The 24,180-nt window shown below is 74.5% G+C and carries 23 protein-coding genes; 13 read left to right on the top strand and 10 right to left on the bottom strand.

From position 1 onward, the window contains the following. The 4 genes from IG74_RS0127315 to IG74_RS0127330 form a co-directional block, all read right to left on the bottom strand. Positions 1–3,741: a hypothetical protein gene (locus IG74_RS0127315; protein ID WP_324607519.1), complete on the bottom strand. Its 3,741-nt coding sequence runs from the start codon at positions 3,739–3,741 to the stop codon at positions 1–3. A 232-nt stretch (positions 3,742–3,973) separates the two neighbouring features. Continuing rightward, positions 3,974–5,962: a serine/threonine-protein kinase gene (locus IG74_RS0127320; protein ID WP_030682730.1), complete on the bottom strand. Its 1,989-nt coding sequence runs from the start codon at positions 5,960–5,962 to the stop codon at positions 3,974–3,976. A 425-nt stretch (positions 5,963–6,387) separates the two neighbouring features. After that, positions 6,388–6,942 (bottom strand): class IV adenylate cyclase, encoded by a 555-nt coding sequence (gene cyaB, locus IG74_RS0127325; RefSeq protein WP_030682733.1) that lies wholly within the window; start codon positions 6,940–6,942, stop codon positions 6,388–6,390. Between the two features lie 17 nt (positions 6,943–6,959). Further along, positions 6,960–7,943 (bottom strand): helix-turn-helix domain-containing protein, encoded by a 984-nt coding sequence (locus IG74_RS0127330; protein ID WP_234334469.1) that lies wholly within the window; start codon positions 7,941–7,943, stop codon positions 6,960–6,962. A 34-nt stretch (positions 7,944–7,977) separates the two neighbouring features. On the opposite strand from IG74_RS0127330, the gene IG74_RS52230 reads away from it, so the two are divergent. Then, complete coding sequence (locus tag IG74_RS52230) at positions 7,978–8,436, top strand: hypothetical protein (protein ID WP_030682737.1); 459 nt, start codon at positions 7,978–7,980, stop codon at positions 8,434–8,436. Continuing rightward, entirely contained in the window at positions 8,433–8,660 is a 228-nt protein-coding gene (locus tag IG74_RS52235; protein WP_030682739.1) for a hypothetical protein, read from the top strand. Before IG74_RS52230 ends, IG74_RS52235 begins: the two co-directional genes overlap by 4 nt. 118 nt (positions 8,661–8,778) lie before the next feature. Here IG74_RS52235 and IG74_RS0127345 read toward each other — a convergent pair whose 3' ends face one another. Both IG74_RS0127345 and IG74_RS0127350 read right to left on the bottom strand, forming a co-directional pair. Continuing rightward, a complete protein-coding gene (locus IG74_RS0127345; RefSeq protein ID WP_051855484.1) occupies positions 8,779–9,273 on the bottom strand; it encodes a MarR family winged helix-turn-helix transcriptional regulator in 495 nt (164 codons plus the stop codon). Continuing rightward, positions 9,270–9,860: a DJ-1/PfpI family protein gene (locus IG74_RS0127350; protein WP_030682743.1), complete on the bottom strand. Its 591-nt coding sequence runs from the start codon at positions 9,858–9,860 to the stop codon at positions 9,270–9,272. The genes IG74_RS0127345 and IG74_RS0127350 overlap by 4 nt, the downstream gene beginning before the upstream one ends. A 168-nt stretch (positions 9,861–10,028) precedes the next feature. Between IG74_RS0127350 and IG74_RS0127355 the strand changes: the two genes are divergently transcribed. Both IG74_RS0127355 and IG74_RS0127360 read left to right on the top strand, forming a co-directional pair. Then, positions 10,029–10,670: a DUF4956 domain-containing protein gene (locus IG74_RS0127355; protein WP_037826117.1), complete on the top strand. Its 642-nt coding sequence runs from the start codon at positions 10,029–10,031 to the stop codon at positions 10,668–10,670. Between the two features lie 8 nt (positions 10,671–10,678). After that, complete coding sequence (locus IG74_RS0127360; RefSeq protein ID WP_051855486.1) at positions 10,679–11,509, top strand: VTC domain-containing protein; 831 nt, start codon at positions 10,679–10,681, stop codon at positions 11,507–11,509. Here IG74_RS0127360 and IG74_RS0127365 read toward each other — a convergent pair. The 3 genes from IG74_RS0127365 to IG74_RS52240 all read right to left on the bottom strand — a co-directional run bounded on the left by IG74_RS0127365 (position 11,424) and on the right by IG74_RS52240 (position 13,955). After that, positions 11,424–12,782: an ATP-binding protein gene (locus tag IG74_RS0127365; protein WP_078869068.1), complete on the bottom strand. Its 1,359-nt coding sequence runs from the start codon at positions 12,780–12,782 to the stop codon at positions 11,424–11,426. The genes IG74_RS0127360 and IG74_RS0127365 overlap by 86 nt on opposite strands. 12 nt (positions 12,783–12,794) lie before the next feature. After that, the gene (locus tag IG74_RS0127370) at positions 12,795–13,481 is read right to left on the bottom strand and encodes a response regulator transcription factor (RefSeq protein WP_030682751.1); all 687 of its coding nucleotides are present in this window, start codon (positions 13,479–13,481) and stop codon (positions 12,795–12,797) included. 96 nt (positions 13,482–13,577) lie between these two features. Then, positions 13,578–13,955, bottom strand: a complete 378-nt coding sequence (locus IG74_RS52240; protein ID WP_158857782.1) for a hypothetical protein — start codon at positions 13,953–13,955, stop codon at positions 13,578–13,580. A 40-nt stretch (positions 13,956–13,995) separates the two neighbouring features. On the opposite strand from IG74_RS52240, the gene IG74_RS52245 reads away from it, so the two are divergent. The 5 genes from IG74_RS52245 to IG74_RS0127400 all read left to right on the top strand — a co-directional run bounded on the left by IG74_RS52245 (position 13,996) and on the right by IG74_RS0127400 (position 19,840). Continuing rightward, positions 13,996–14,181, top strand: a complete 186-nt coding sequence (locus tag IG74_RS52245) for a hypothetical protein (protein WP_158857784.1) — start codon at positions 13,996–13,998, stop codon at positions 14,179–14,181. 109 nt (positions 14,182–14,290) lie between these two features. Beyond that, positions 14,291–15,649 carry an aspartate aminotransferase family protein gene (locus IG74_RS0127385; protein ID WP_030682759.1) on the top strand — a complete coding sequence of 453 codons (1,359 nt, stop codon included), beginning with the start codon at positions 14,291–14,293 and terminating at the stop codon, positions 15,647–15,649. A 176-nt stretch (positions 15,650–15,825) separates the two neighbouring features. Further along, positions 15,826–16,542 (top strand): GntR family transcriptional regulator, encoded by a 717-nt coding sequence (locus IG74_RS0127390; RefSeq protein ID WP_030682762.1) that lies wholly within the window; start codon positions 15,826–15,828, stop codon positions 16,540–16,542. Beyond that, on the top strand, positions 16,539–19,001 hold the full coding sequence (locus IG74_RS0127395) for a dolichyl-phosphate beta-glucosyltransferase (RefSeq protein WP_030682764.1): 2,463 nt from the start codon (positions 16,539–16,541) through the stop codon (positions 18,999–19,001). Before IG74_RS0127390 ends, IG74_RS0127395 begins: the two co-directional genes overlap by 4 nt. A gap of 188 nt (positions 19,002–19,189) precedes the next feature. Next, positions 19,190–19,840 carry a hypothetical protein gene (locus tag IG74_RS0127400; RefSeq protein WP_030682767.1) on the top strand — a complete coding sequence of 217 codons (651 nt, stop codon included), beginning with the start codon at positions 19,190–19,192 and terminating at the stop codon, positions 19,838–19,840. Between the two features lie 54 nt (positions 19,841–19,894). On the opposite strand, the gene IG74_RS0127405 is transcribed toward IG74_RS0127400, so the two are convergent. Then, positions 19,895–20,650 (bottom strand): SLATT domain-containing protein, encoded by a 756-nt coding sequence (locus IG74_RS0127405; RefSeq protein ID WP_030682769.1) that lies wholly within the window; start codon positions 20,648–20,650, stop codon positions 19,895–19,897. 313 nt (positions 20,651–20,963) lie between these two features. Between IG74_RS0127405 and IG74_RS0127410 the strand changes: the two genes are divergently transcribed. The 4 genes from IG74_RS0127410 (at position 20,964) to IG74_RS52830 (ending at position 24,152) form a co-directional block, all read left to right on the top strand. Next, positions 20,964–21,305: a YbaB/EbfC family nucleoid-associated protein gene (locus IG74_RS0127410; RefSeq protein ID WP_078869071.1), complete on the top strand. Its 342-nt coding sequence runs from the start codon at positions 20,964–20,966 to the stop codon at positions 21,303–21,305. A gap of 103 nt (positions 21,306–21,408) precedes the next feature. Continuing rightward, complete coding sequence (gene recR, locus IG74_RS0127415; protein ID WP_030682774.1) at positions 21,409–22,008, top strand: recombination mediator RecR; 600 nt, start codon at positions 21,409–21,411, stop codon at positions 22,006–22,008. Further along, the gene (locus IG74_RS0127420; protein WP_051855490.1) at positions 22,001–22,681 is read left to right on the top strand and encodes a DUF5063 domain-containing protein; all 681 of its coding nucleotides are present in this window, start codon (positions 22,001–22,003) and stop codon (positions 22,679–22,681) included. Before recR ends, IG74_RS0127420 begins: the two co-directional genes overlap by 8 nt. Before the next feature lie 475 nt (positions 22,682–23,156). Next, positions 23,157–24,152, top strand: coding sequence for a hypothetical protein (locus IG74_RS52830; protein WP_037826118.1), 996 nt, complete (start codon positions 23,157–23,159; stop codon positions 24,150–24,152). The last annotated feature ends 28 nt before the right edge of the window (positions 24,153–24,180 follow it).

Here is a 24,180-nt window from a genome sequence, read left to right on the forward strand (position 1 = left end):
TCAGCACGCGCGGCCGCGGCGCTGGTCCGGCAGGTAGCTCGCACGCTCCTGCGGGGTCAGGTCGCGGCCGACCGCGTGGCAGATCCGCCGGACCGCCCCGGCCGGCGTGGGCAGGTCGGTCCGCCACAGGCGGGCCTTCGCGTCCTCGCCGCCGGTGGCCAGGGTCCGCCCGTCGGGGCTGAACGCCACCGCGCGCACCGCCTCGCCGTGCCCGGCGAGCCGGGCACGGAGGTGGCCGGTGGCCGCGTCCCACAGCCGGACCGCGCTGTCCGCGCCGCCGCTGGCGAGGGTGCGTCCGTCGGGGCTGAAGGCCACCGCGAGGACCTGCCCCGTGCGGTCGGTGAGGGTGGCCCGGGTCCGGCCCGTGGCCGTGTCCCAGAGCCGTACCGTGCCGTCGTCGCTGCCCGCGGCCACCGTGCGCCCGTCGGGGCCGACCGCGACCGCGCCGACCGCGTCGGCGGGCCCGGTCAGGGTGGTGCGCCGGGTGCCGCTCCCGACGTCCCACAGCCGTACCGAACCGTCGGCGCTGCCGGTGGCGAGGGTCCGCCCGTCCCGGCTGAAGGTGAGCGCGAGCACGGCCCCCGGGTGGTCGAGCTCCGTCCGGGACCGGCCCGCGGCCACGCCCCACAGGCGTACCGTGCGCTGCCCCGTGACGACGGCGAGGGTGCTGCCGTCCGGGCTGATGGCCGCCGCCACGACGGCCTCGGGGCTGTCGACGGACGTGCTGCGCGGCCTGCCGGTGGCCACGTCCCAGCGCCGCACCCGCTGGGTGTCGTTGACGGTCGTCAGGGTCCGCTCGTCCCGGCTGAACGAGACCGCGAGGACCGGCCCGGTGCGGTCGGTGAGGACGGTCCTGGTGCGGCCGGTGGCCGGGTTCCACAGGCGTACGCCCCCGTCGGTGCCGCCGGTGACCAGGGTCCGCCCGCTGGGGCTGTACGCCGCGAGGGCGACCGGGGCGCCCTGCCCGGTGAGCGTGGTGTGCGGGGTGCGCGGTGCCGTGTCCCACAGCCGCACCGTCCGGTCGTAGCCGCTGGTGGCGAGGGTGTGCCCGTCCGGCCCGAAGGCGATCCCGGAGACGGCGGCGGTGTGGCCGGTGAGGACGGTCCTGGTGCGGCCGGTGGCCGTGTTCCACAGGCGTACGGTCCGGTCGGCGCCGCCGGTGGCCAGGGTGTGCCCGTCGCGGCTGAACGCGGCGGCGGAGACCTCGCCGGTGTGCCCCCTGAGGACGGCCCGCGTCCGCCGCTCCGTCACGTCCCACAGGCGTACGGTCCGGTCGTAGCCGGTGCTGGCCAGGGTGCGGCCGTCGCGGCTGAAGGCGATGGCGGAGACCTCGCTGCGGTGGCCCCGCAGGGTGGCCCGCGGCGCGCCCCCTGCCGTGTCCCACAGGCGTACGGTCCGGTCCGCGCCGCTGGTGGCCAGGGTGTTCCCGGCGCGGCCGAAGGCGACTCCGGAGACCTCGCCCCTGTGGCCCCGGAGCGTGGCGCGGGTCCGGCCCGTCGCCGTGTCCGAGAGGCGTACGGTGCCGTCGTCGCTGCCGCTGGCGAGGGTGCGGCCGTCGGGGCTGAAGGCGAGCGTGAACACCGCGTCGGTGTGGCGGGGGAAGGCCCGGCGCACCGTGCCGGTGGTGACGTTCCACAGCCGGACCCGGGTGTCGCCGCTGGCGGCGAGGGTGCGCCCGTCGGGGCTGAACGCCACCGCGTAGACGTCACCGGCCTCGCTGCTGAGGTCGGCCCGCAGCCTGCCGGTGGTCGCGTCCCACAGCCGTACGGTGCCGTCGTAGCCGCTGGTGGCGAGGGTGCGCCCGCTGGGGCTCACCGCGACCGACAGGACCGGTCCTTCGGCGGCGGTGAAGCGGCGCCGCAGCGGCAGCTCGGCGGCGGCGTACAGACTGCCCGCGGCCTCCGGCGTGGGGGCCGTGCGGTGGGCCCGCACCGCGAGCAGCGAGGCCAGGTCGGGGTCGCTGTCGGCCAGGGCCGCGGACTGCGCGGCGAGCTGGCGGGACTGGGCCACGCGCTGCGCGGCACGGGCCCGGTCGCGCTCCCGGTCGCTGTCGCGGCTCTGCTGCCAGGCGATCAGGCTGGCGGCGAGGACGAGGGCGAGCAGCACGGACAGGGCCGTGGTGAACCGGCGGAGGCGGCGGGTGACGCGGGCCGCCGCGCGCTGCTCCTGGTCGCGGGCGGCGGTGCTCGCGGCGAGGAAGTCCCGTTCAAGGGCGGTGAGTTCGGGATGGGCGTGGGCCCGCGGGAAGTGCTCGTCGGCGGTGCCGAGGCGGGTGCCCCGGTACAGGGCGCCGGCGTCGCGGCCGAGTTCCTGCCAGGCCTCGGCGGCCTCGGTGAGGCGGCGGTGGCAGCGCAGCCGCTCGCGGTCCTCCTCGATCCAGCCGCGCAGCCGGGGCCAGCCGGTGATGACGGCCTCGTGGGTCAGCTCCGCGGTGTCGTGGTCGAGCGTGACCAGGCGGGCGCGGGCGAGCCGGTCGAGGACGCGGGCCGCGGGGGGGGCGCCCGCGCCCGCCGCGTCTGCGCTGTCCGAGCCGCCCGTGCCGTCGCCGCCCGTGCCGCCCGTGCCGTCCCCGCCGTCCAGCTCGGCCCGGCGCACCGGCCGCCGCGTGTCCGGCACCCCGTCGCCGGGCGTGATCAGACGGAGCAGGATGCGGCGCGCCAGCTCCCGCTGGTCGACGGGCAGACGGGTGTACAGGTCCTCCGCGGTGCGGGCGAGCGCGCCGGTGACCCGCCCCGACGCCTCGTACGCGGCCATCGTCAGGGTGCGGCCCTGGCGGCGGCGCCAGGTCTCCAGGAGCGCGTGGGAGGTCAGGGGCAGACAGCCCGGCTCGTCCAGGGTCTCCTCGATCAGCCGGGCGGTGAGGGCGCGCTCCACGATGAGGCCGTGCGCGGCGGCCGGTCTGACGATGGCCTCGCGCAGTTCGGCGGGGCTCATCGGGACCACCGGCAGATTGGCCTCGCGGATGGCGTCGGCGAGCCTGCGGTGCTGCAGACAGCGGCCGTAGAAGTCGGCGCGCACGCCGAGCACCACGCGCAGGCGCAGGGCCGGGGCGCGGGCGGCCACGAGCCGGTCGATGAACTCCTGCCGCTCGCCCGCGTCGTGGCAGAGGGTGAAGACCTCCTCGAACTGGTCGACCACCAGCCAGGTGTCGCCGTCGCCGGGGGCCGCTTCGAAGAGCCGCTCGTGGGTGCGTACGGGCCGGGGGCCCGGGGTGAGCAGGCGGATCGCGGCGGGCCGGGCCGCGCGGGGCGCGGGCTGCCGCAGCGAGGGGATGAGCCCGGCGCGCAGCAGGGACGACTTGCCGCTGCCGGAGGGGCCGAAGACGGTCGTGACGCGGTGCTCCCCGGCCAGGGCGACGAGTTCGGCGGTGAGCCGGTCGCGGCCGAAGAAGCGCTCCTGGTCCCCGGTGTCGAAGCGGGCGAGGCCCCGGTAGGGCGGATCGGCGTCCTCCGCGTCGTCGCGGGACCCGTGCGCGGCCTCCTCGACGCGGGCCTCGCGCCAGCGCCGCTCCCACCAGCCGGGGTCGCCGCCGCAGGCCTTCACATAGGCGAGCGCGACCGGCAGCGACGGCAGCTTCTCGCCCGCGACGGCGTAGGCGAGGGTGGTGGCGGAGTACGCGGAGTCGGCGGCCATCGCCCGGTACGTGGGCGCGCCCGCCCTCCGGCGCAGCACGCGCAGCTCGTGTGCGAACCGCTCCACAGGGCCCGCGGCCGGATCGATCGGCTTCTCGCGACGTCCCACGACGCATCCCCCCGCGTGCCCCCGTACCTGCGTGACGGGCACCCACCCAACTCCGCTGTCCGGCCGGGCGGAAGCCGCGGGCGAGCCAAAACCGGATTTTGTCCCGCGGCACGCGCAGGGGGTGCGGGACAACGCCGCCGCGGGTTGGAATCGGCCGGGTGGCAGGGGCCGCCGCCCGGCCGACGGGGGGCGGGCGGCGGCCCGGGCCACGGGGCCCGCGCCCGCGGGCCGGTCAGCCCTTGGTGTACGTGAGCGCCTTGCCGCCGTCGGTGTTGACCCGGTGCAGTTCACCGCTCGGCAGGATGCTGACGACGCTGGGGGCGCCCGGTTCGCAGGTGCGGGCCGGGCCCACGGTGACCGTGGTCGCGGAGATCTGGAGCTCGCTGTCGGACGCGGAGGTCAAGGTGCCCTGGAACACGCAGTGGTAGGTGCCGCCGCCCTTGAGCGGGCCGTCGGCGGTCAGGGACAGGACGGTGTCGCCGACCTCGCCCTGCTGGATGGTCAGACGGCGGGTGCTGGTCCCGGCCTCGCCGGACAGGGTGCCGTTCCAGGTGCCGAGGTACTTGTCGGGGACGGTGCCGTCGTCGTCCTCGTCGGACGGGGACGGCGTCGGCGAGGCGGGCCCCGCGGAGTCGGACGGGGTGCCCGGCGTCTTGGGGGCGGTGCTCTCGCGGTTCTTGCCGTCGCCGCGCGCCTTCGGGTCGCCGTCGCCCTTCATCACCGCGTACACGGTGCCGCCCGCGCCGAGGGCCACTATGACGGCCACGACGACGAGCAGCGCCGTGGACCGGGCGCTGCGGCGCGGCGGGTCGAGCGGCGGCGGGCCGTACGGGGGCGTGCCGGTGCCGGTGCCGTACGGCCCCTGCGGGTGCGGGTAGCCGTACACGGCGGGCCCGGCGGGGCCCGCGGGCTGGTGGGGGTAGGCGTAGGCGGGGGTGTGGCCCGGCGGAGGCGCGGGCGTGGCGGCGGGCGCGAGGGGCAGGGGCGCGGGCGGCGCCCCGCTGACCATGGTCGGCAGCCGGTCGACCGAGCCGTGGCCGGGCACGCCGGGCGGCGGCGGGGTGTCGGGCTGCCCGGGGGTGCCGGGCGCGGCGGCGGGCGGTGCCGCGGGCTGGGGCGGGGCGCCTTCCGCGGGCGGCTGCGGGCCGTCGGGCGCGGCGGCCCCGGCTCCCGCGGCGGCTGCGGCTCCCGCGGCGGCTGGGGCCCCGGGGGCGCCCGCGGCTCCGGCGGCGCCCGCGGCTCCGGCGGCACCTGGCCCGGCGGCACCCGCGGCCTCGCCCGGCTCCGCCGAAGGCTCCGCCTCCGGGTCCTCGGCCTCCAGCAACTGCACCGCGTGCCGCCCGAGTTGGGCGACCAGGGCCCCGGGGAGCCACGGCTCGCGGGACTTCCCCTCGAAGACCGTGTCCCCGGCGCCCGTCCGGTCCAGGACGTCGTCCAGGGAGGGCCGGTCTCCCGGCGCCTTGGCCAGGCAGTGCTCGATGAGGTCGCGCAGCGACTCCGGCACCGGCTCCAGGTCCGGCTCCTCCTGGGCGATGCGGAACATCAGCGCGTGCACACCGCTGTTGGCCGTGCCGAAGGGCAGCGCGCCCGTCGCGGCGTACGCGAGCACGGACCCCAGGCAGAAGACGTCCGCCGCCTCGGTGACGCGGTCGCCGCGCACCTGCTCGGGCGCCATGAACCCCGGAGAGCCGACGAGCGCGCCGGTGCGCGTGAGGCCGCCGTCGGTGACCGTCTCCAGGGCCCTGGCTATCCCGAAGTCGATGACGCGCGGCCCGTCGATGGTCACCAGGACGTTGGACGGCTTGAGGTCGCGGTGGATGAGCCCGGCGGCGTGGATGTCCTTGAGGGCGTTCGCGAGCCCGGCCGCGAGGATCTTCACGGAGCGCTCGGGCAGCGGGCCGTGGTCGTGCGAGACGACGGTCTGCAGCGAGGGCCCGGCGACGTACCCGGTGGCGACCCACGGGATCGCGGCCTCCGTGTCGGCGTCGAGCACCGGCGCCGTCCACGCGCCGCCGACGCGCCGCGCGGCCTGCACCTCCTGCCGGAAGCGGCTGCGGAACTCCTCCTGCGCGGCGAGCTCCTCGCGCACCAGCTTGACGGCGACCGTGCGGTTCCGGCCGGAACGTGCCAGGTACACCTGCCCCATGCCGCCCGCGCCGAGCCGCGCGAGCAGGCGGTAGGCGCCTATCCGCTGCGGTTCCCCCGGGCCCAGTTTCTCCATGGCCATCGCGGCGCCGTCCTCCCCCAGTTCCAGCCACTTTCCCGGCGGCCACTGTGCGTGTACCGCCATGCAACAGACCGAGAAGTCTACGGACCGTCTACGCGGTCCATCTGCGCCTTCTCAGATCCGTCTAGCCCACATCATGGGCGCCTTCTCCGCAGCCGTCGACGGAATCTGTGACACATCCGTGAGACGGCGAGCGGCTCCGCCGCGGTGACTCCACCACCGGACGTGGCCTGATCCGACCCCTGCACCACCAGAAGTCAGCCCCGTGCCAGACCGTACCGTCCCGCTGCCCACCGTCGACCACGCCGTCATCCCCCACGTCAGCGGGCAGGCCTTCCGCCCGGCGAACTGCGGCCCCGTTCCCCTTCGGGAGGGCGGGGCCGCCTCAGCGTGTCTCGGGGTTCGGCACGTCTCGGGATTCAGCTGCGCCGCTCGGCGACCGCGCCCGTGTACGTCTCCTTGGTCAAGTCCTCGGGGCTGATGCCGAAGTCGGCTAGCGTCGCCCGGATGTCCTCCAGGGCCGCGGCCACGTCTGCCTCGTCGACGAGCGTCTCGACCTCCAGGAAGGTGCCGTCGATCTCCGGCACGCGCACCAGCGTGGCGAGCATCTGCCGGCCGTAGGCCTCGAAGTCGTAGTTCCGGCACCGCTTCTCGAACGCGATCAGCTCCACATGCCCGAGCCCTCGCAGAATCGCGTGTGCCTGCCCGGCGTCCTCGACACGGGTCTCGTACTCGGGCTTCGACCCGGACTCCTCGTCGACTGCCGCGCCCTTGTACGTGAGCACCGTGCGGGTGTCGTCCGCGCCGTGCACGGTACGCACCCGCAGTTCCTCGCCCGCCTTCTCCAACGAGCCGTCCGGCCGGTCGTAATACGTGTCCCTGTACACCTCGACCCGCGCCGTCGCACGCTCGTCCAGTCGCCGCACGACCTGCTCCGGCTCACGGACGCGTGCCTTCAGCTCCGCTTCGATCATCTGCGGTTCCCTCCTCGTCAGACCACGCGCTGCGCGCCGTCGACGACTGCCTCGAACATCCGTCGAAACCCTCGGTACAGAGGGCCGTGCGGGGTCTCCACCACCTTGTACAACGCCGACTCGTGTCCTTCCCAGCCGGCGTCGAAGGCCCCGACGAACATCGTCCCGTCGGCACGGATGAGCCGCCACGTCGGAAGCACGCTGTACTGCCACACGCTGACGTCGCCCACGTCCGCCAGCTCGCGGAGCCGCGCCTCGGTGAGCCGCACCCCGGAAGCGAGGGACTCCGCGGACTCCCCGATCTCCGCCGCGCGGCGCACCAGGGGGGTGCTGTCGGGGGCGAGGAGAGCGACCCTGACGCGGAGACCCTTGCCGCCCCGATCGCGCGGGAGGCAAGCGCGTAACAGGCTGTCGTTCAGGCCGAGCAGCCCGAGCCCGCGCACCGCGAGGACATCCAGCTCCGTTGCTTCACGGGCATGCTGTTGGATCTCTTCCGCCGCCGAGTTCTGCGCTGCGTACACGCGCACCACTTCCGGGAACGCCGCGAGGTCGAACGCGGCCCCGCCCGTCCGCCGCTCCCGGGCGGAGGCAAGGCCAAGCAGGTGCCGGGCGTCGTCCGGCATGTGGAGCCCGTCAGCGATCCGCTCGTACACGTCCAGCCGCGACACTTCCCGGCGCCCGCTGATGATCTCGGAGACACGGGCCTGCGTCATGCCGGTCGCGGTCGCGATGCGAGCTTGGCTGGCACCGGCGTACTGCTGCACGTGCCGGAAGACGGCGCCCATGTCGCGGGTCCTGAGGGCTTGGCGCACCTCGGCGCGTTCCCATGCCCAGTTGGGCAGTTGGATCGGCTCCAGCGCGGTCCCCATGGGGCGGCTCCCGGTATTCACGAACGGGATGAGATTCCATCTCACCGTGAGATTACCGGTGGGGGATCGAGTCGCCCCCACCCGGCACAGGACGCTGGCCAGATCAACAAGAGCCCCGGCGATCGCCGTCACGGCCCCGGGGCGTGGCCGACTGGTGGGAGTCGACATGGCCGAGACCAAGGCGACCGCGTGCGCCGTCACCTGGCTCGCGGAAGCGAAAGCCGACATCCGCAGGGCGCTTGCGGCGTGGGACCGCGGCGACCTCGCGCCGGTCCCTGTCGGCAGGGCCTGGGACGTGGTGCGCATGCCGCAGCGTCTCGGCTGGCGAGCTGTCCACCGCCTGCGCGCGGACGGCGCGTTGCTCGGGCCCGTACTGCACACCGTGACCCACGTCGAAGCCCTCGTCCCCCCGGACACCGCCGAGTCCTGGTACGCGCCGCAGTCCACCGCCCTCGGCCGCGGCGACTGCATCGCCGCCCCGGACCCCGCCGTCGTCGCTCCGCTCACCGTCCGCACCCGCTCCTGGATCGTCGCCCCCACCGCCCCGCTCGTCCTCACCGACCCCGCCGACCTGCTCACGGCCTACTTGGGCGCGCACGAGGCGATGAAGGGCGTGCTCACATGACCACGGATGACCATGACGAGCTCGTGGACGACTACGAGTTCCCGGACCTGTACGCGGCCTACCGCGAGCACCTCGACACTTGCCCCGGCATCCACGTCGGCCTCCTCGCCAACTGCGTCGAGGGTGCCCGCCTGTGCGCGGCATGGCTGGAAGAGGACTGGCCCGGCTACGGGGCCGCCGGAACCACGCCACGCTTCTCCTGGGGGGAGCGAGCGCGTGCCTGACGTGCCCCAGGGCTTGCTCCTGGCCGTGGTGCCCGCGCGGGAGCGGGCGGAGAAGCCGGACCCCCGTCGCCCCCGGCGAGGACAGTGCGGGGTGAGGAGGGCCGCCCCGGGCTTGCCTCTACGGTTGCGTAACGGACGGCTCCAGTCCTGCGAGGGCGTCCGAAAGCCGCTCCAGGGCCAGCGCGGTCTGCTCGAACTGCTCCGCGCCGAGCGCGTCCCTGAGCCGCGCGGCGAGGTCCGCGTGGCCCGGCTGGATCCTCGCGACGGCCGCGCGCCCCTCCTCGGTGGGGCGCAGGAGCTTGGCGCGGCGGTGCGCGGGGTTCTCCGCGTACTCGGCGAGCCCGCGGCGCACGAGCAGATCGGCGACGCGCTGCACGCTCTGCCGGGTGATGCCCATGGCGCGGGCGACGGAGGCCACCGGCAGCGGCTCGCGCAGGACGGCGCCGAGCACCTGCCACCAGGCGGCGGTGAGCCCGGCGGGCCGGGCCAGTTCCTCGGAGACGCCGAGGAACTGGCCGTTGAGCCGGAAGACACCGAGTGCGGTGCGGCTGAGCAGGTCCTGGGCGGCGCGCTCGCCGCCACTCGCGGAACCGCCGTCGTTCGGGGAACTCATGAGTTCAGCGTCTCGTACGCGGCCGGGTCCGAGTCGTGGAAGAGCCGGTACCAGGCGTCGAGCTTCTCGCCCTCGAACGCGCCCATGCGCTTGAGGACTTCGCGTGCGAACGCGACGGGCTCGGTGGGCCCCGCGGTGATCAGGTCGCCGTCGGTGACGGCGTCGGACTCGACGTACCGGTCCGCGCCCTGGTAGCCGGTCGCGTCCAGGTACATCGACACGGCGCTGGTGTGGGCGCGGTCGTCGAGCAGCCCCTCGCGGGCGAGCCCCGCCGTGGCCCCGCAGATCGCGGCGACGGGCACGCCCGCGTCGAGGAACGCGCGGGCGGTGCGGGCGAACGGCGCGAGGCCGTCCCCGGTGTCCCACAGGTCGGCCCCGGGCAGGATGAGCAGCTCGCTGTCCTCGGGGCGCAGCGCGTCGAGCGTGAGGTCGGGCTCGACGCGGACGCCGCCGATGCTGGTGACGGGGTCGGCGGTGAGGGCGACCGTGCGGACGGTGCGGCCGGTGCGGGCGAGGAACGCGGTGGCGTACCCGGTCTCCCAGTCGGCGAGCGTGTCGTAGACGGCGAGGTGAACGGCCTTGCTCATGGTGACCTCCAGTGCCGGACTCCCGTACCCGGGCCGCTGCCCGAGCGGGTATGTAAGTATGCTGTCATTACGACAGCATACTGTCAATGGATCCTGCAAAGGGCTTCGCGTGGGGCCTTAACGCCCGCCAGGAGCCCCCTTAACCCGCGCCCGCCTAGCGTCCGGCGCATGGACTCGCAGACACTCGCCGCCCATCTGGGCCTCGACCTCGCGGCCGTCGCGCTGCTGACCTTCGCCGTCTTCTATCCGCGCCACCACCGGCGCGAGCTGGTGCCCGCGTATCTGGCCCTGAACGTCGCGCTGTTCTCGGTCGTCGCCGCCCTTTCGGAGGCCAAGGGGGGTGGCCTCGCGCTGGGGTTCGGGCTCTTCGGCGTGCTCTCGATCGTCCGGCTCCGCTCCGACGCCGTGCGGCACCAGGAGGTCGCGTACTACTTCACGACGCTCGTCCTCGGGCTCCTGTGCGGGCTCCCCGGCCTGCCCCTGCTGACCGCCGCGGGCCTCGCGGCCGTGCTCCTGCTCGTCATGTACGTCGCCGACCATCCGCGCCTGTACGCCCGCGACCGCCGCGCCGTCGTCACCCTCGACGCCGTGTACCGCGAGGAGGGCGCCCTGCGCGCCGAGTTGGAGCGCCGCGTCGGGCGGCCGCTCGGCTGGACCGTCCACGAAGTGGACTTCGTCCGCGACCTCATGGTGCTGGAAGTCCGGTTCCGGCAGCCGGAACTCACGGAGGGCTCCCGCCCGTTCACTCGGAGTACGAGTACGAGTACGGATACGAGTACGACGTCACGACCGGCCGCACGTCTCAGCTAGGAGCCCGCGTGAACCCTGCCCTTCGTGCCCTGAGCCGCGCCGCGCTCGCCGCGCACCCCGTCTCGCTCGCCGAGCTGAACGCCCGCGCGGAGCTGCTCGCCCGCTACGACCACGGCTATCTGGTCCCCGTCGAGGTCTTCGAGGACTTCGCCGCGCTGCTCACCGACCCGCGCCGGCGCGGCGGCCCCTTCCGGGCCCTGAGCATCGGCGGCCGCCGCAGCTTCGGCTACCACTCGACGTACTACGACACCCCGGGCCTCGGCACCTTCCACGACCACCGGCAGGGCCGCAGACTGCGCTACCGCATACGGGAGCGGGTCTATCAGGACAGCGGGGAGCGGCAGTTCGAGATCAAGCTGAAGACCGGGCGCGGCGAGACCGTCAAGCACCGCCAGCGCATGGAGGGCGACGCGCACGCGCTCGACGACACCCGGCGCGGCTTCCTCGCCGGGGTGCTCCGCGGCTCGTACGGCGTGGAGGCGCCGGCCTCCCTGACGCCCTCCCTGGTCACGCACTACCGGCGGGCGACGTTCGTGGCCGACGGCCAGCGGATCACCTGCGACGCCGCACTGGTCGTACGGGACGTGGCGACGGGCCGGACGGCGACGGCCGACAGCGGGCTCGTCCTCGTCGAGACCAAGACGCGCGGCAGGCTGACGGAGGCGGACCGGGTCCTGCACCGGTACGGACTGCGGGCCGCGGAGTTCACCAAGTACTGCGGCGGCCTCGCGGCGGTGCGGCCGGAGCTCGGGATCAACCGCTGGGCGCGGGCGGTGCGGGTCGCGTTCCCACGGGCGGCGGGCGGTCCCGGGGCGCCGGAGGGGGAAAGGCGAGCGTGACGCGGGTCGGGCGGTGCTCGACGGTGAAGGAGCCGCCCGCGTCCTCCGCCGTGCGCCGGGCGATGTCCAGGCCGAGGCCCGTCGACCCGCCGCCGCTGGTGCCGCGCGCGGCGGCCCGGGCGCAGGAGCCGGGGAAGCCGGGCCCCTCGTCGCTGACGGTGAGGCGCGCGCGGCCGTCGGGCCCGGTGGTGACGGCGACGCGGTAGGCGGTCCCCTGGGGCGTGTGGTCGAGCACGTTGCCGATCAACGCGTCCAGGCAGGCGGCGAGTTCGTCGTACGGAACGGGCACGGTGAGGCCGCCGGCCGGTGTGTCGACGGCGCCGCTGCGCCCCTGGTCCTCGGCCAACGGCTGCCAGTACGCGGCGCGTTCGCGGGCCACGGCCGCCAGGTCCGCGCCCGGGGCGGCGCGCAGCGGGCGGCGGGCCTTGCGGATGACGTCGTCGACGCTGCGCTCCAGGGCGAGCACGTCCGCCGCGATGCGCCGGGCCTCCTCCGGGTCCCGCAGCGTCTCCGCGTCGAGCCGCAGCGCGGCCACCGGGGTGCGCAGGCGGTGGGCGAGGTCGGCGGCGTTCTCGCGGGCGGTGACGCGTTCGGCGGTGAGCAGGTCGTCGATGCGGGCGGCGAGCCGGTTCAGCTCGGCGGCGACGAGCCGCAGCTCGGGCGGGCCCTCCGGGGCGGCGCGGGCCGACAGGTCCCCGGCGGCGAGCCGGTCGGCGGTCCTGGCCAGGCCCCGGGTCGCGCCCACGAGGCGGGCCCCGAGCCGGTCGGCGAGCAGCAGGCCGAGCAGCACGAGCCCGACGCCGATCCCGGCGAGCACGAGCCACGAGGTCAGGGTGCCCGCGTACAGCTGCTTGCCGGTGAGCGTGACCTGGACGACGGCGGTGCCGTCGGCGGCGCCGTGCACGGGGACGAGGACCTGACGGCCGCCGGACGAGGGCTCGTAGGTGAACGCCCGGCCGGTGCGGGCGAGCCGGACGGCGTCGGTGACCTCGGCGGGCCCGGGGCCGACGGTCGCGCCGCTGCCCAGGATGAGTGAAGTGCGCGGAAGCCCTGGGCCGTTGACGCTCTCCACGGTCTGCTCGGCGGTCGGCCGCTCCTTCCGGGAGGCGAGGGCGGGCCCGATGGCGTGCGCCACCCACTGCGCCCGCGCGGTGGCCTCCGCGGTGGCGCGGTCGGCGGCGTGGCTGCGGGTGAGCAGGGTGAGGGGGACGAGCAGGGCGGTGAGGACGAGGGCGGTCGTGGCGGCGGTCAGCAGGAGCAGGCGACGGCGCATGGCGGCCGGGCCCTACGACGGCTCGGGGGCGGCGAGTTTGACGCCCACCGTGCGGACGGTGTGCAGATAGCGCGGGGCCTGCGCGGTCTCGCCCAGCTTCCTGCGCAGCCACGACAGATGGACGTCGACGGTCTTGTCGGCGCCGCCGAGCGGCTGGTGCCAGACCTCGGCGAGGAGTTCGCGCCGCGACACCACCCGGCCCGCGCGCCGGGCCAGATGGGCAAGGAGGTCGAACTCGCGCGGGGTGAGGTCCACGGCCGCGCCGTCCAGGGTCACCTCGCGCGCGGCCGGGTCCACGGTGAGGCCGCCCACCCGCAGCGGCTCCTCGGCCGCGCCCGCGCCGAGCCGCCGGAGCACCGCCTTGACGCGGGCGTCCAACTGGGCGGCGCCGAACGGCTTCACGATGTAGTCGTCCGCCCCGTCGCCCAGGGCCGCCACCATCTCCGGCTCCTCGTCGCGGGCCGTCGCCACGATGACGGGTACGTCGCTGACGGCGCGCAGCATCCGCAGCACCTGCGCCCCGTCCACGTCCGGCAGGCCCAGGTCGAGGACGACCAGGTCCGGCGGGTGCGTCACGGCCGCGTCGAGCCCCGCCATGCCCGTGGGCGCCGTCACCACGGCGTGCCCCTTGTCCCGCAGGGCCCGCAGCAGGGCCTCGCGCAGCTGGGGGTCGTCCTCCACGACGAGAAGATGGGCCATGGGGGCCACGGTAGCCAGGAGTTCGGGCCCGGTTCACCATCGGTTTCCCGCCGACCGGTCCTCGGGCGGGTTCTCGACCCGGGTCTTAACCGGCCGTTAGGGAACGGCGGGGGAGGGTGGACGGATGCGGAAGTGGTGGAGTGCCGCGGGCACGATGGCCTGGGTGGCGGTCGGCACGGCCGCGGGAGCCCTGGGCGCCTGGCAGTTGGCGAGCGCGGACGGCGGAGGCGCGGCGCACAGCCGTCCGCTGGACGAGGGCGCGGTGCGCAGGGCGCTCGCGGCGGAGGGGACGTCGAGCGCGGCGCCTTCGAGCCCGGGGCCTTCGAGGCCTGGGCCTTCGAGGCCGGGGCCTTCGAGCTCTGGCCCTTCGAGCTCTGGCCCTTCGAGCCCGGGCCCGGCGCGCTCGCCGAAGCCGTCCGGGGTCCCGCACCCGCACGCCCCCGAGCGGTCGACGGTCCGCTTCACCGGGGGCACGGCCACGGTGGAGTGCCGCCCCGGCGGGACGGTGTACCTCGTGTCCTGGAGCCCGGCGGACGGCTACCACTTCGACGAGGACGTGGTGCGGGGGCCGGGGCGGGCGGCCCGCCTGGAGGCGGAGCCCAGCGACGACGGGGACGGTGCCGAGGACGCCGACGACCTGACCTACGACATCACCTGCCCGGGCGGCAGGCCCCGGGCCCGGCCGGCCCCGGACGACTGAGGCCCGGCGCCCCCGGGCCCCCGCGGGCGACAGGTTGTCGCGTTATGCGGCGGGTGCCAGACACCGCGCCCATGTCCCGGCCGCATTCCGGACACCTACCCTCGCCCCCATGACCCCTCAGCCCAACCCCCAGCTCGGCGCAGCGGTCGCCGCAACCGACCGCGCGCACGTCTTCCACTCCTGGTCGGCCCAGGAACTGATCACCCCGCTCGCGGTGGCCGGCGCGGACGGCTCGTACTTCTGGGACTACGAGGGCAACCGTTACCTCGACTTCACCAGCGGCCTCGTCTACACGAACATCGGCTACCAGCACCCCAAGGTCGTCGCCGCGATCCAGGAGCAGGCCGCGAGCCTGGCCACGTTCGCCCCGGCGTTCGCGATCGAGGCCCGCTCGGAGGCGGCCCGGCTGATCGCCGAGCGCACCCCGGGCGACCTGGACAAGATCTTCTTCACCAACGGGGGCGCCGAGGCCGTCGAGAACGCCACCCGCATGGCCCGGTTGCACACGGGCCGCCCCAAGGTGCTCTCCGCGTACCGCTCGTACCACGGCGCCACCGCCGCCGCGATCAACCTCACCGGCGACCCGCGGCGCTGGCCGTCCGACACCGCGTCGGCGGGCGTCGTGCACTTCTGGGCGCCGTTCCTCTACCGGTCCCCGTTCTACTCCGAGAACGAGACCCAGGAGTGCGAGCGGGCCCTGACGCACCTGGAGGACACCATCGCCTTCGAGGGTCCCGGGACCATCGCGGCGATCATCCTCGAAACCATCCCCGGCACCGCGGGGATCATGCCCCCGCCGCCCGGCTACCTCGCGGGCGTGCGCGAGCTGTGCGACCGGCACGGCATCGTCCTGATCCTGGACGAGGTCATGGCGGGCTTCGGCCGCACCGGCGCGTGGTTCGCCGTGGACCACCACGACGGCGTCGTACCGGACCTGCTGACCTTCGCCAAGGGCGTGAACTCCGGGTACGTGCCGCTGGGCGGCGTGGCGATCTCGTCGGCGATCGCCGAGACCTTCGCCCGCAGGCCCTACCCGGGCGGCCTCACCTACTCCGGCCACCCGCTGGCCTGCGCCGCCGCCGTCGCGACGCTGACCGTCATGGCGGACGAGGGCGTGGTCGAGAACGCGGCGCGCGTCGGCGCCGACGTCATCGGCCCCGGCCTGCGCGACCTGGCCGCGCGCCACCCGAGCGTGGGCGAGGTGCGGGGCGTCGGCATGTTCTGGGCCCTGGAGCTCGTACGGGACCGGGAGACCCGGGAGCCGCTGGTGCCCTACAACGCGACCGGCGAGGCCAACGCCCCCATGGCCGCGTTCGCCGCCGCCGCGAAGGCGAACGGCCTGTGGCCCTTCGTGAACATGAACCGGACGCACGTGGTGCCGCCCTGCACCATCACGGACGCCGAGGCGAAGGCCGGCCTCGCCGCCCTGGACCGCGCCCTGGACATCGCCGACACCCACGTGGCCTGACCCCGGCGACGGCCCTTCCCGCACCCGCCCGCCCTCGCCCCCGCCCGGGTACGAGGGCGGGCGGGGCTCCGGGGGCGGAACCCCGACCGCGTAGTCTGACGTGCTCGTAAGCGACGACGCCTACCACGTCGTCCGAGCGGACCCGGACACGACCACGCAGGGGGAGGCCACCAACCATGCCCGGACCCGACGGCCCCGCCGTCATCCGCAGCACCCTGCGCCAGCAGATCGCCGACGCCCTGCGCGACGAGATCCTCGCGGGCCGCCTCGTGCCCGGCCAGGAGTTCACGGTGAAGGAGATAGCCGAGCAGTACGGCGTCTCCGCGACCCCGGTCCGCGAGGCCCTGGTGAACCTCTCCGCACAGGGCCTCCTGGACTCCGTGCAGCACCGCGGCTTCCGCGTGCACGAGCACTCGCTCACCGACTACCGCGGCATGATCGAGGCCCGTGGCCTCGTCGCCGACGGCATCTTCCGCGACCTCGCGGTGACGGCGGAGCGCCGCACCGTCCCGTCGGGCGGCTTCGTGTCGGTGCGCCGCCGCGGCGAGGAGGCGGCCCGCGCGGCCGCCGCCGGCGACCTCACCGTCCTCATCGGCTACGACCTGCGCTTCTGGCGCGAGCTGAGCGCCCTCTTCGGCAACGCCTACCTCGCCGACTTCCTGCACCGCCTGCGCGTGAAGTCCTGGGTGTGCGCGGTCCCGCACCTGCGCCGCGAGGCGGAGCGCGGCGGCGACCTGCGCGGCCGCCTGTGGTCGCGGCACACGGAGCTCGTGGACGCCGTGTCGCGCCGCGACCCGCTCGCCGCGCACGCGATCGTCGCGCAGTACAACGCGCACTCCCTGAAGCTCATCGAGACGCTGGCCGCAGGGGACGACGAGCGGGCTTCCGGATGACCGCCGTGGACCTCAGCGTCGTCATCCCCGCCTTCAACGAGGAGCGCCGCCTCGCCCCCACCCTGGAGGCCGTCCGCGCCTATCTGGACGCGGCCCCCGAGCCCCCGGCGTGGGAGCTGATCGTCGTCGACGACGGGTCCACGGACCGCACGGCGGAGATCGCCGCCGCGGCCGCCGCGGCCGACCCGCGCATCCAGCTGGTCCGCGGCGGCAGGAACCGCGGCAAGGGCCACGCCCTGCGCCAGGGCGTCCTCGCCTCGTACGGCCGCCGCGTCCTGGTCACGGACGCCGACCTGGCCGCGCCCATCGAGGAGCTGGAGGTCCTGGAGAAGGCCCTCGCCGAAGGGAACGCGGCGGCGGTCGGCTCCCGGGCACGGCCCGGCGCGACCATCGGCGTGCACCAGCACCGGCTGCGCGAGCTGCTCGGCCGGGGCGGGAACTTCCTGATACGCACGGTCGCCGTCCCCGGGATCCGCGACACCCAGTGCGGATTCAAGCTGTTCGACGGCGACCGGGCCCGCGCGGCCTTCGCCGCGTCACGGCTGCGCGGCTGGGGCATCGACGTCGAGATCCTGCACCACTTCCGCGCCCAGGGCTGGCCGGTCGCCGAGGTGCCGGTGCAGTGGTCGCACCAGGAGGGCTCCAAGGTGCGGCCCACGGACTACGTCCGCGTCCTGGCCGAGCTGACCGCGCTCCGCGCCCGCGCGCTGCGCCCCGCCGACCTGCTCGTCGCCGCCCTGTTCCTGGTCGCGTCGACCGCCCTGTACGCGCGGCGCTGGATCTCCCCGGACACCCGCTACCTGCCGCACGCCCTCCAGGACCAGAACCAGTGGGAGTGGTTCTTCGAGGTCACCGCCCACAACGTGAGGCACCTCGACAACCCCCTGTTCACCACGTTCCAGAACGCCCCGGACGGCGTGAACCTCATGGCCAACACGGTCATGCTCGGCCTGTCCGTCCCGCTGGCCCCCGTGACCTGGACGCTCGGCCCGGCCGTCAGCCTGAACGTGGCGATGACGCTGGGCCTCGCCGCCACCGCGACCGCCTGGTACTGGCTGCTGCGCAGACGTCTCGTGCGGCACCGGGGAGCCGCCGCCGTGGGCGCGGCGCTCGCCGCCTTCGCGCCGCCGATGGTCAGCCACGCGCACGCGCACCCGAACTTCATCGTCCTGTTCATGATCCCGCTGATCATCGAGCGGGCGCTGCGCCTGTGCGAGGGCCGTCACGTCGTACGGGACGGCGTCGTCCTCGGCCTGTTCACGACGTACCAGATCTTCCTCGGCGAGGAGCCGCTGCTGCTCGCGGCGATGGGGATGGTGCTCTTCACCGTCGCGTACGCGGTGGTGCGCCGCGATGTCGCACGCGCCGCCTGGCGCCCCCTCGCGCGGGGCCTGGCGATCGGCATCGGCGTCTGTCTGCCCCTGGTCGCCTTCCCGCTGTGGTGGCAGTTCTTCGGGCCGCAGAGCTACAAGAGCGTGCTGCACGGCGACAACGCGGGCAACAGCCCGCTCGCCCTGCTGTCCTTCGCCGAGCGCTCCCTCGCGGGCGACGCGGAGAGCGCCGCCTCGCTCTCGATGAACCCGACCGAGCAGAACGCCTTCTACGGCTGGCCGCTCGTCGTCCTCGCCCTGGTGATCGTGGTGTGGCTGTGGCGGCGTCCGGCGGTGCAGGCGCTGGCGTTCACCGCGGTCGCGGCGGCGTTCCTGTCCCTGGGCCCGAAGTTCCGCATCCCGCTGACGGACGTGGTCCTGCCGGGGCCGTGGGCCCTGCTCTCCGACCGGCCGCTCTTCGAGTCGGTCATCGAGGGGCGCGTGGCGATGGTGTGCGCTCCGGCGCTCGGCATGCTCGTGGCGCTCGCGATCGAGCGGCTGCTCGTGCGCACGCGGCGGGCGCCGGGGTGGGCGTCCACGAAGGGCCGCACCCGGGCCGCCGTCCTGCGGTACGCGGGCCTCGGCGCGGTCGCCGCCGCCCTGCTGCCCCTCGTACCGCTGCCCCTGAAGGCCGTGGACCGGATCGAGGTCCCGGCGTTCATCGCCGACGGCACCTGGAAGCGGTACGTCGACACGGCGGCGGGGGAGACCCTCGTCCCGGTGCCGCTGCCCGACCCCGGCTACGCGGAGGCGCTGCACTGGCAGACCGCCGCGGGCCTGGGCTTCCGGCTCCCCGGCGGGTACTTCAACGGGCCCTGGGGCCCGGACCGCGTCGGCATCTACGGCGCCCCGCCCCGCAACACCTCCAACCTGCTGCGCGACATCCGGGGCACGGGCCGGGCCGTGCGCGCCACGGACGCCTGGCGCCGGGCCGTGCGCGAGGACCTGCGGTACTGGAACGCGGGCGTCGTCGTGCTCGCCCCGCAGGCCGCCGACGTGGCGCTGCGCAGCACGCTCGACGACCTCCTTGGACAGCGCGGAAAGTGGGTAGACGGGGTGTGGATCTGGGACGTGCAAGGGGGATCCTGAGCGGCCCCGCTGCCACTACGCTGCGGGAACAACACGCACGGTAGCGAACCCCCGCGTACGCCCCCTGTCCGCCCGTCCGCCCCCTCCGCCACCCGCGTCCGCCCCCGAGCGCTCGACCGACCCCCCACCCGTCCCGTCCGAACCCCCACGTCGTCCGACGTTCGACGTTCTGACCCGAGGAGCCCTTCTTGGCCTGCGACTTGTGGCTCGTCCCGCTCGTCGATGTGCTGTGCCACAGCCCCGACAACCCCTTCGCGGAGGAACTCGCCGCGTACGACAAGGCGCTGACCGACGCGGGACTGCCGACGGTCCCCGTCTACGCGTACATGCCGGGCCTGTCCGGCGACGTGGCGCCGGTCGCGGGCTTCGACTACGACGCGCTGCACTTCCTGCGGCGCGCGTACCTGCTGCGCGTCTGCGGCCTGGAGGTCACGCCGGTCGACGAGCTCGGCGGGGACTACGAGCAGCTCCTGGAGATGTTCGACGCGACGGCCCAGCAGTCGCACCTGGTGTGGCACTACGACCACGCCGGGGCGTACGTGCCCGTGGACTTCCCGGCGCCGCTCGCCAACGACGAGCTGCTCGCGGGCGGCGGGCCGCTGGGGTCCTCCCACGCCCTGCTGCGCGAGCTGGAGTTCGTGGCGCCGTCCATCGGCATAGACCCCGCGAACCCGCCGCTGCCCCCGGCCCCGCCGCGGTCCCCGACGACCCTGGAGGAACCGGCCCCGCCGCCGCCCCACGACCCGAGCCCGTTCGCCCGCGAACGCCACGTCTGGCTCGGCCTGCACGCGGCCACGACCCGCAGCCTGGCCCAGGGCTCAATGATCATCTACAGCTAGCCGCCGGCCGTGCCGCTGCCGCGGCGGATCACCGCGCCGTGTGGGGCCCTCGCCTCAGCGCGGCTCCGGCGGCCGCTGGCGCGGCATGTTCGGCCGGGCCCCGGGCGGCAGGGGGAAGCGCCCCGGGGCCGCGCCGGGCTCGCGGGCGGGGCCCGGCACGGCCCCGCCCCCGCCGGACTGCATGGCCAGCGGCGCGGCCCCCGCGCCGAACTCCACCATCCAGTCCACGGTCTCGGCCCGCACCAGCTCCGTCACGTCGTCGGAGAACCTCCGCAGCACCCCCAGGCACCGCTCCGCCGCCTCGCTCGCGGTCCCCTCCGTCGGCCCGAGCACCTCCCGCACGCTCTCCGACGCCCAGTCGAACTGGAGCACCTGCAACCGCCGCTGCACGGCCTGCGCGGTGGCGACGTCCCTCATCCACCCGGACGTGAAGCCGAAGTACCGGTCGCACCCCACGCACGCGACCCCCGCGAGCAGCGAAACGAATCCCCACGTGGCCGAGGACCCCACCGCCCCGGTCAGATCGAGCAGCGGCAGCACCCCGGTGCCGAGCGCCCCGAGCGCGGCGCCGCCCCTGAGGAGCCGGGCCCCGCGCCGCTTGCGGACGCGGTCGCGCAGATACCACGCGGCGGTGTCGAGCGCCCCCCGCTCCACCCACCGGTACAGCTCGTCGAGGCGCGCCGCGGGCTCGCCCCAGTCGCCCGTGGGGAACTCCCGGCCGCCGGGGGCGCCGCCGAGCCCGCCACCCGCGCCGCCCGGCGCCCCCGCCCCGGCCTCGTGCCCGTCATGGGGCACCCCCTCAGGCTGCATCTCCGGCTGGTGGTGGCTCACCCGGCACTCCCTCGGCTTCCGCATAAGTTCCGCATAAGTGACGCAACGTAATGGACGGTGCCTCTGCGCGAGCACAAGTCCTACCGCCCAATGGGTGGCTATGCGGCCGTTTTCACGGCTTTTCCGCCTGGAAGGGGTGCTTGATCAGGTATAGGAGCGCCGCCGATCTCACCCGAAAGAGTGCCGCCGGGAGTGCCGGGGCGCGCGCCCCCGTCACCACGTAGGCTCGTGCCAGGCGTCAACCCGCCCGACAAGCACGTCGTACGCACTCGACCGACACCAGGAGCTGATCGTGATCCCCGGTGGTGGACAGCCCAACATGCAGCAGCTGCTCCAGCAGGCCCAGAAGATGCAGCAGGACCTCGCGAAGGCCCAGGAGGAGCTCGCGCGCACCGAGGTCGAAGGCCAGGCGGGCGGCGGCCTCGTCAAGGCCACGGTCACCGGCTCCGGTGAACTGCGCGGCCTCGTGATCGACCCGAAGGCGGTCGACCCGGAGGACACGGAGACCCTCGCGGACCTGGTCGTGGCCGCCGTGCACGCGGCGAACGAGAACGCGCAGGCGCTCCAGCAGCAGAAGCTCGGCCCGCTGGCCCAGGGCCTGGGCGGCGGCGGCATCCCCGGCCTGCCGTTCTAATCGCCGTTACCTTCAAAGTCGCCCGGCGGCCAACTACGGTACGTATCAAAGCCCCCTGACCCCCGAACACTGACCCCGGAAAACCCGCAGGAAAGGCAGTCCGTTGTACGAAGGCGTGGTCCAGGACCTCATCGACGAATTGGGCAGGCTGCCCGGCGTCGGTCCCAAGAGCGCGCAGCGGATCGCCTTCCACATCCTCCAGGCGGAGCCGACGGACGTACGGCGCCTCGCGCATGCGCTCCTTGAGGTGAAGGAGAAGGTCCGCTTCTGCGCGACCTGCGGGAACGTGGCGCAGGAGGAGCTCTGCAACATCTGCCGTGACGCCCGTAGGGACCCCTCGGTGATCTGTGTGGTCGAGGAGCCCAAGGACGTCGTGGCGATCGAGCGGACCCGTGAGTTCCGGGGCCGGTACCACGTGCTCGGCGGCGCCATCAGCCCCATCGAGGGCGTGGGCCCCGACGACCTGCGCATACGGGAACTCCTCGCGCGCCTCGCCGACGGCACGGTCACCGAGCTGATCCTGGCGACGGACCCGAACCTGGAGGGCGAGGCCACGGCGACGTACCTCGCGCGCATGATCAAGCCGATGGGCCTGAAGGTCACCCGCCTGGCCAGCGGACTCCCTGTCGGGGGAGATCTGGAATACGCGGACGAGGTCACCCTGGGCCGCGCTTTCGAGGGGAGACGACTCCTAGATGTCTAAGTCACCTGAGCCCCAGCCGAAGACGCTGGTGCACGCCGCGTCCCAGGACCCCGACGACTTCGCGGTCCAGATCTCCGACCAGATCGAGAGCTTCATCGTCGCGGTCACGGAGGTCGCGAGGGGCGACGAGCCGGACTCGGCCGTCCCGTTCCTCCTCCTAGAGGTCTCCCAGCTGCTCCTGGCCGGGGGCCGCCTCGGCGCGCACGAGGACATCGTCCCCGACGAGCGCTACGAGCCGGACCTGGGCCCGGAGGGCGACGTGGACGAGCTCCGCGAGCGCCTGGCCGTCCTGCTCGACCCGATCGACGTCTACTCCGAGGTCTTCGACCCCTACGAGCCGCGCAAGGCCCCGGTGGCCTGCCGCATCTCCGACGACCTGGCCGACGTCGTAACGGACCTCCGCCACGGCCTGGCCCACTACCGCGAGGGCCGCACCACGGAGGCCCTGTGGTGGTGGCAGTTCTCCTACTTCTCCAACTGGGGCGCCACGGCGTCGGCGTCCCTGCGGGCCCTCCAGTCCCTGGTCGCGCACGTCCGCCTGAACCAGCCCCTGGAGGACCTCAACGGCCTCGACACCGACCAGGACCTCACGGACGAGACCCTGGAAGAGGCCGCGGGCAAGGTCATGGCCGAGGAGATCGCCGGCCCCTTGGGCCTGCGCCCCGTCCAGTAGGCCGTTTTCCGGCTCCCCCGGTAGGGCGCGGCGTTACGCTGCGCCCTACTGCCGTGTTTGGCCATGAGCCGCTGATTGCGTTCAGCTTCGTGCTGTACGAAGCCGCCAGGTGCTGCCCTTCGATCAACCCGCCGGGCCCCGGCTGCGCATCTCCGCACCCGCCTGGAGGGCCTTCATCACCGCAGTTCAGCCCGGGGCTTGAGCCCCGAGATCCGAGCTCTTCCCCTGGGTCTGGTTGGTTGAAGTGAGACCCAACCAACCCACCCCCTAAGGGAGTTGAACGGAGCGTCACCCGTCAGGGTGACGTTCCGTGGTCAGCTTGCGTCAGAACGTAAAGCCGCCCTAGGTTCGCGGCAAAGAAACGGCCCCGGCCGGTGCGCCAACACCGGGATCGGGGCCTGACCTACGAATCGAGAAGTGGTCGATCGTGGCTTACGCCAATCTTAGTCCTGCCCTGCCGTCCCCGTCCCACCCAATGGCCAGAACGGGCTACGGCAAACGTCACGCGGGTGACGAAACCCCGCACAGCGAAGCCGACTTCGCACACCTGAGCGCACGCGACGCGGAGATCGCGACCTTCATCGACCACCTCGCTGTTGGCGCGGCGATGGGGCACAAGGTCATCGCCGCCGAGCACCCCCGCTACGGCCAGCAGGCCGTCCGTACGTCGATGGGCCGCCTGATCGAGGCGGGCCACCTGCGCTGGATCAAGGAACACCTCACCGTCGAGGACAACTCCATGCGGTGGGTGACCAGGACGTACTGGTCGCGGGAGCCCAAGTCACCGGAGTGGTGGGCGGAGTTCGTGCGGGAGCGGCACGGGCGGGACGTGACGGACCAGTACGCGCCGGGCCTCGCCCGGACCGGAACCGAAGAGGAAACCGAGCCCGAGCCCGTGCCCGAGCCCGAGCCCGTGCCCGAGCCCGTGCCCGTGCCCGAGCCCGTGCCGGAGCCCGAGCCCGTGCCCGAGGCGAGCGCGGCCCACAACACCCTCGCCCGGCTCCGCGCGGCGGACCGGCGGCTCGCCCTGTCCGAGCGCGACTGCCGGGCGCTGGAACCCCTCGCCGCCGAGTGGCTGGCGCGCGGGGCGACCCCGACCGACATCACCGAGGCCCTGACCACCGGCCTGCCCGAGGCCGTCACCAACCCGGGCGGCCTCACCCGCAACAGACTGGAGAACAAGATGCCCCCCAAGCTGCCCAAGGCGCCGGGCAAGACCCGGCTCCGGGCCCGCGTCACCCGCGCGGTGATGATCTGCGGCCTCTGCGAGGAGCCGGAGACCACCACGGAGCTGATCAACGGACTCTGCGCGGACTGCCGCGCGGAGTGCCTGGCGGAGGAGCCGGACCAGGTCGTCCCCGGCGCGGTCCCGGACACCTTCCTGGCGGCCCCGACCCGGCCGGACGCCGTGCCCCTGCGCGCCGACGAGGTGCGGCTCGCGGCGGGCTTCGCGCCCAGGAGGCGCGGATGAGCGTGCCGTACGCGCCGGTGCGGGCACC

The sequence above is a fragment of the Streptomyces sp. NRRL B-1347 genome, from assembly GCF_000720325.1.
In the GTDB taxonomy this organism is placed as follows: domain Bacteria; phylum Actinomycetota; class Actinomycetes; order Streptomycetales; family Streptomycetaceae; genus Streptomyces.